Source organism: Limnohabitans sp. (assembly GCF_046052765.1).
Taxonomy (GTDB): domain Bacteria; phylum Pseudomonadota; class Gammaproteobacteria; order Burkholderiales; family Burkholderiaceae_C; genus Limnohabitans.
In genome coordinates this window covers 1-5,522 of record NZ_JAVLFQ010000047.1, presented here as the reverse complement: position 1 = coordinate 5,522, position 5,522 = coordinate 1, and the positions used below count along the sequence as shown (strand labels likewise).

Below are 5,522 nucleotides of genomic sequence, written 5' to 3'. Positions count from 1 at the left end.
CCTAATAAATATTTACGAAGTTACATACAGCACATCAAACCAGTGAATATTCTTTGGTATGTTTTATGGTATGTAAAAAGTAAAAACGGCCCGAAGGGCGCATAAATAAAGGCTATCTGGCGGAAACGAAGTGCGCCGAACTATCGTTTACTAGACTTCACCAACATCCATCTACACCGTTAAAACCCAGTAAATACGGGTACTTTACTTCACTGACGTGCATTGCAATTCACCGGAAGCTCCATTAAAATTGGGTACCAGAACGGGTACTGGAGAAGTGTATGGCAGCAGAAAAATTGTTAACAGAGGCAGCCTGTAAGGCAGCCAAACCAAAGGTTAAGTTGTACTACCTGAACGATGGCGCTGGTTTGCGCCTTCGGGTTCGTCCAGATGGAAGCAGAACTTGGATTCTTAGGTACCGCCTCAACGGCAAAGACATGTCTACTGGCCTTGGTGCCTACCCAACCGTCAGCCTTTTGATTGCTCGGGCCAAAGCACTCGAAGCCCGATCAAACGTTGAAAAAGGTATCAACCCGTCAACGGCAAAGAGGATCGCCAAAACAGAACAAATCGCTAAAGGTGGAAACACTTTCGGCCTGATTGCACATGAGTGGCTTCAACACAATAAAGCAGGTTGGAGCGCCACCCACTTTGAGCGAAACGAGGGCCTGATTCGGCGTTACCTTCTCCCTGACCTTGCAAAGCTGCCTATCGAATCAATTAAAGAGCCTTACCTGTTCACAGTAATCAAGAAGATATACGACAAGGGAACCAAGGTATCGGCATTAAGAACCCGATCAATTGCAGGGCAAATCTTCTCCTATGCCCGAGCCACTCATAGAGCAACTAGTAACCCTGCTCGGGACATGACCGACAACCCATATTTCAAGAAACCACCAGTCAAACATCACGATGCACTACCCAAAGAACAAGTACCACAACTGATGGCTGCATTAAACAAAAGCCAAATTGAGCAGCAGCTTGATATCAAAACTGTTTGTGCTTTGAAACTAGTGCTTTATACAGGGCTTCGAGACAACTCCGTCAGAGGAGCAAAATGGTCAGAAATAGACCTTATCAATAAAATCTGGACTGTCCCAGCAAGTCGGATGAAGTCGAGAAAAGAATTCAGGCTCCCTCTACCAACACAAGCCGTAGCTGTATTCAGGACTTTAGAAGCCATAACTTCAAACGATTCAAATCGTTATGTGTTTCCTAGTGCAAGCAAATACAGCGTCCTTGCGGAAAACACCTTGCGCCTCGCACTTCATAGACTTGGTTTCGAAGTAACAATACACGGAATGCGTAGCCTAATTACAAACGTACTGAACGAAAAGGGTTTCAACCGTGATGCAGTTGACCGACAGCTCGATCATCAGGAGCAAAACAAAGTAAGAGCGGCTTATTTAAGATCAGATTTCATGGAAGAAAGAATAAAAATGATGCAGTGGTTTGCTGACTGGTGTGATGGAAAAGAAAACAATAATGTCACCTTCATCAGGAGCGCCGCATGAATCCATCAGCATCAGCTCACTCAAGCAAGGCCTTACACAGTTACCTTACAAAAATTGCTAGCGGCCAACTGCAAACAGATTCTTCGCAACAGTCTGCATACAAGCTCCTCAGCCTTTTATTTGCATACAAGCGTAGTCAATACAAACTACATCTTCGATGGAACAAGGATGAATCCAACCATCTAGCGTTACTTACGGTACAAGAGCTTGCATCGAAAAAGAGAACAGACCCAGTTCTTAACGGCATTCACGATGCGCTAATGGTGATTTTAGGTAACGAAGAAGCTGTTAAGACACTACTCGAGACAGCTGAGGTTCGGATCGATGAAATTTCTGAAAGTCAACGAGCAAAAGCAACAAGCCCCAGAGAACTTAACGCAGTCCTAAAACGCGTCGAGCACCATTCCAGGAGAGACACTAACTTAACGCCAGAGGAGATCATTGAAAAGCTAAAAAACGATGTCGGCTTGTATGGGATTAACAGCTACGACGAAGAGCTCAAAAAGTTTTTTTACGACGAAAACGATAAAAAGACCCCAAGAGAAAAGCACATCTCGCTTGCGTCAGTTAGGAATTTCATATCCAAACACAGAAAAAAATAATTTTCTGAGTTCATATTTTCCGGCTTCGGTGAATTCGCACCTTTCAATAGTCCATGTGATGTCAATCGACTTCATATCAATCTTCATAAAGGACTATTTGTATGCAAGGCATAAAAATTCATCGTATCCGAGAGGTTTGCGAGAGAACCGGACTAAAGCCATCAACAATTTATAAACTTGTGAGGGAAAAATCTTTCCCAAAACCAATCCAATTAACAGCTAGAAGTACTGGATGGCCCAGCAATCAAGTCGATGCTTGGCTGAGCGAAAAGATGGGGGACCCAGTATGAAGTACCCCACACACGACACAGAATGGGCGACATCAGCCAAAGGCAACACTTGGAAGCGAATCAACGGTATTGGTTTAGTTGTTGGTAAACGAAAAGACGGCCGATGGTGGGCACGACGCGGCGAGGACTTTATCAAGGGAAGCTTTTCAACAAAGCAGGAGGCAAAGAACGCGGCCGAACTTGGGCTCGAAGGCGAGGATACATCTGAACACGAAGACGACGAGTACTGGGGTTGAATATGAAAGAGATAACTCAAAAATCAACAGCTATCCGCTACTCTCGCGGCCAAGATAACTTTGACAACACACCTGTTCAGAAGACTTCGGAGGACTTTGACGAATTTGAACAAGCAATTCTTTCAGACAGAAGCGCATGCAAGGGGACCACATACTTTTGTGGACCTGTTTCATTTGGCCCCCATGATCTACCAAGTAAGTTTCCCCAAGATGCACATTACCGACTGGCTACCCACGCAATGCCGCGCAGATTTCTGGCTACCGACCAAGATGGATATCGCGATGTCAAAACATTTGAAGGAGTTATTGGTGACTTATCAATTTTTCGAGGCTTTGGATATACGACATGGAGTCATACAAACGACAAGCCAAGGTCTCGCGTTGTCTTCGAATTAAATCGTGAAGTATCCAGAGCTGAAGGTATCGCGCTTGGCAAAGCCTTTGATCGAATGATTAAAAAAAACTATGGCGATGATGCAATACTGGCAGATAAATCCGTTTATCAAAATGAACAACCTGTTTACTCACCCGGTCTAAACGCCCAAATATTTCACTTCGACGGAAGAGTTATGGACGTCGACGAAATGCTTAGAAAATATCCAGAAACTACAAAACAGAATCAGGGTGAATTGGCAAGTCAAAAGCAAGTTACGGAACAGGACTTGGTGCACACCTACTCAAAACTCACCCAATCCTCAATCGTAAAAGTTCTTGGATTAATTGATTGCAGAGATGAGCCCACTTGGTTTGCGGTTTCCAGTGCACTGGCGCGAGCTTATGGTGAGGGAGGGCGTAACATATTTGATAAATTCAGCAAAGGTGACTATGGGGGTACGCCTTATGGAGATTACGATGCTGATGAGGTCAACAATAAATATGACCGCTCTTTAGCGGAACTTGAATCTCGACCCGAAGGTTATGGAGTTCGGCACCTACTCAGCCTAGCTGGGTTAAGTAGTACTGAAGTTGATTTTGAGGAAACCGCTGGAAATAAATACCCATCTTCGATGCTGCCAGCGACACAAGAGACGAGCAACTTTGTCCAATTCAAGTCATTAGGTTCAAATAAGCGCCCCCTTCAGACAAGTACCAATTTAGCCGCTGTACTTTTTTTTCACCAGATCATCGTCCGCTATAACCAAATAGCGAAAAAGGGCGAATTCTTAGTCCCAAATTTGAAGTGTGTACTGGATGAAACCAGCAACACAGCTCTGACAATTGTTACGGACTACGCGATTCAGGCTGGAATGACCTCAAGCCGAATTCCCGAATTACTCGACGCACTGGCATCTCAAAACCCGCACTGCCCTGTTAGAACTTACATTGATTCGCGACCATGGGATGGGATCCCGCGATTACACCAGTTCACAGATCAAATCAAATCAACCTCCCCCGCTTTATCAATAATTCTTTGGAAAAAATGGCTCATCCAAGCAGTCGCAGCTGCCTATGAGCCAAATGGAATTTCCAATGCTGGCGTGATTGTTTTAACAGGTGTTCAGAACATCGGTAAAACTCGACTTTTTAAAGACTTAGTATCAGAAATTGAAGGCGCATTTCTTGAGGGTCAAACATTAAACCCGGCCGATAAGGACAGCGTGATGTCTGCAGTCAGCCATTGGGTGGTAGAGCTTGGCGAGCTTGACGCCACTTTCAAAAAAGCAGACCTCGCACAGTTGAAAGCGTTTATTACGAAGAGTAATGACACCCTCCGACGGCCGTATGCCAGAAAAGATTCAGTGTTCCCAAGACGTACTGTTTTTGCAGGGACAGTCAATGATTACCAATTTCTTCACGACCCGACAGGCAACAGAAGGTTCTGGCCTATTGACGTGCTCTCACTTACCCGTGACACAAACATAGACTATCAGCAACTTTGGGCACAGGCTAAAACTTGGTACGACGCAGGTGAGCAGTGGTACCTCTCAGACGCAGAACTCTCCATGTTGAACCAACATAATGAAAAATTCATGGTCACAGATCCGGATGTTGAGGCCCTGCTGGAATACTTCCCATTTTTTGGGTGCAACTTATGGACGAAAAAAACAATGCGCAACATTTGTACTGACCTTGATTTAAATACACCCACCAAGTCCCAAACGATGAAATTGGCTCAGGCAATACTTAAACACAATGGTGGTCAACGCCCATTCGAATCTAATGGCATCAAATACCATTGGGTCCCAGACAAATTCTCGATCATCCAGGCTGCCAAGGCCGCGCACGGGCATCCCGTGCCACCTTCAGTGGCACCAGTGGCACCTTGATTGCCCAATTACTTAACCCTGTAGCTTTACTGTGCCACTTCCACACATTCGTGGACTTCTATCATTTATTTTTCATGCAATTTAAGCCTAAGGTGCCACTAACCGTAAAAAACCATTTAATTACAGGGACTTGCGCAGTGGCACCAATGCAACTGAGGTGCCCCTTGGTAACACTCGACTACAGAAGTGGCTCTCTCGACTCAAGGGCTCCTGTGTGTAATAAATTTTCACCCTCTTCTCGAGCCTCTAACAAGGTGCAAATCCATGTCAAATAACTTTACTTTTGTAACAGCCGGTGGCCGAATCCGCTGCCTTCAATGTCAAGCCAAGTCCAAACGCACAAAGCAGCAATGCCGCGCCCCTGCCGCAAAAGGAAAGATAAAGTGCAGATTCCATGGCGGGCGAAGTACAGGCCCAAAAACGGAAGCTGGTCGGCAACGTTGCGCTAAAGCAAAGACCATTCATGGTCGCGAGACCCGCTCTGCCCGCCGAGCACGTTCTGAGAAAATAGCCGAGCTTCAAATGCTCGAACAAATGGGCAGGACACTAGGGCTCATAGCTGGCCCAAAGACGAGAGGTCCGAAGTGTAGAAGTAAGTTTTGATGCTAAGTAT

The 5,522-nt window shown here is 45.4% G+C and carries 6 protein-coding genes; all 6 read left to right on the top strand.

Annotated elements, in window-relative coordinates; genetic code table 11:
- Nucleotides 1-281: 281 nt before the first annotated feature.
- The 6 genes from AC9UG7_RS05625 (at nucleotide 282) to AC9UG7_RS05600 (ending at nucleotide 5,512) form a co-directional block, all read left to right on the top strand.
- Complete coding sequence (locus AC9UG7_RS05625; protein ID WP_509585364.1) at nucleotides 282-1,514, top strand: tyrosine-type recombinase/integrase; 1,233 nt, start codon at nucleotides 282-284, stop codon at nucleotides 1,512-1,514.
- Nucleotides 1,511-2,116, top strand: a complete 606-nt coding sequence (locus AC9UG7_RS05620) for a hypothetical protein (protein ID WP_509585361.1) — start codon at nucleotides 1,511-1,513, stop codon at nucleotides 2,114-2,116. Before AC9UG7_RS05625 ends, AC9UG7_RS05620 begins: the two co-directional genes overlap by 4 nt.
- Before the next feature lie 101 nt (nucleotides 2,117-2,217).
- Nucleotides 2,218-2,406, top strand: coding sequence for a helix-turn-helix transcriptional regulator (locus tag AC9UG7_RS05615; RefSeq protein ID WP_509585359.1), 189 nt, complete (start codon nucleotides 2,218-2,220; stop codon nucleotides 2,404-2,406).
- Nucleotides 2,403-2,642, top strand: coding sequence for a hypothetical protein (locus tag AC9UG7_RS05610; RefSeq protein WP_509585356.1), 240 nt, complete (start codon nucleotides 2,403-2,405; stop codon nucleotides 2,640-2,642). The genes AC9UG7_RS05615 and AC9UG7_RS05610 overlap by 4 nt, the downstream gene beginning before the upstream one ends.
- Nucleotides 2,643-2,644: 2 nt before the next feature.
- A complete protein-coding gene (locus AC9UG7_RS05605; RefSeq protein ID WP_509585354.1) occupies nucleotides 2,645-4,909 on the top strand; it encodes a VapE domain-containing protein in 2,265 nt (754 codons plus the stop codon).
- A 264-nt stretch (nucleotides 4,910-5,173) separates the two neighbouring features.
- Nucleotides 5,174-5,512 carry an HGGxSTG domain-containing protein gene (locus AC9UG7_RS05600; RefSeq protein ID WP_509585351.1) on the top strand — a complete coding sequence of 113 codons (339 nt, stop codon included), beginning with the start codon at nucleotides 5,174-5,176 and terminating at the stop codon, nucleotides 5,510-5,512.
- Nucleotides 5,513-5,522: the final 10 nt, after the last annotated feature.

Coding starts and splice junctions, on each gene's coding strand:
- AC9UG7_RS05600 (WP_509585351.1), top strand. CDS start 5,174: ATGTCAAATAACTTTACTTTTGTAACAGCCGGTGGCCGAATCCGCTGC.
- AC9UG7_RS05620 (WP_509585361.1), top strand. CDS start 1,511: ATGAATCCATCAGCATCAGCTCACTCAAGCAAGGCCTTACACAGTTAC.
- AC9UG7_RS05625 (WP_509585364.1), top strand. CDS start 282: ATGGCAGCAGAAAAATTGTTAACAGAGGCAGCCTGTAAGGCAGCCAAA.
- AC9UG7_RS05615 (WP_509585359.1), top strand. CDS start 2,218: ATGCAAGGCATAAAAATTCATCGTATCCGAGAGGTTTGCGAGAGAACC.
- AC9UG7_RS05610 (WP_509585356.1), top strand. CDS start 2,403: ATGAAGTACCCCACACACGACACAGAATGGGCGACATCAGCCAAAGGC.
- AC9UG7_RS05605 (WP_509585354.1), top strand. CDS start 2,645: ATGAAAGAGATAACTCAAAAATCAACAGCTATCCGCTACTCTCGCGGC.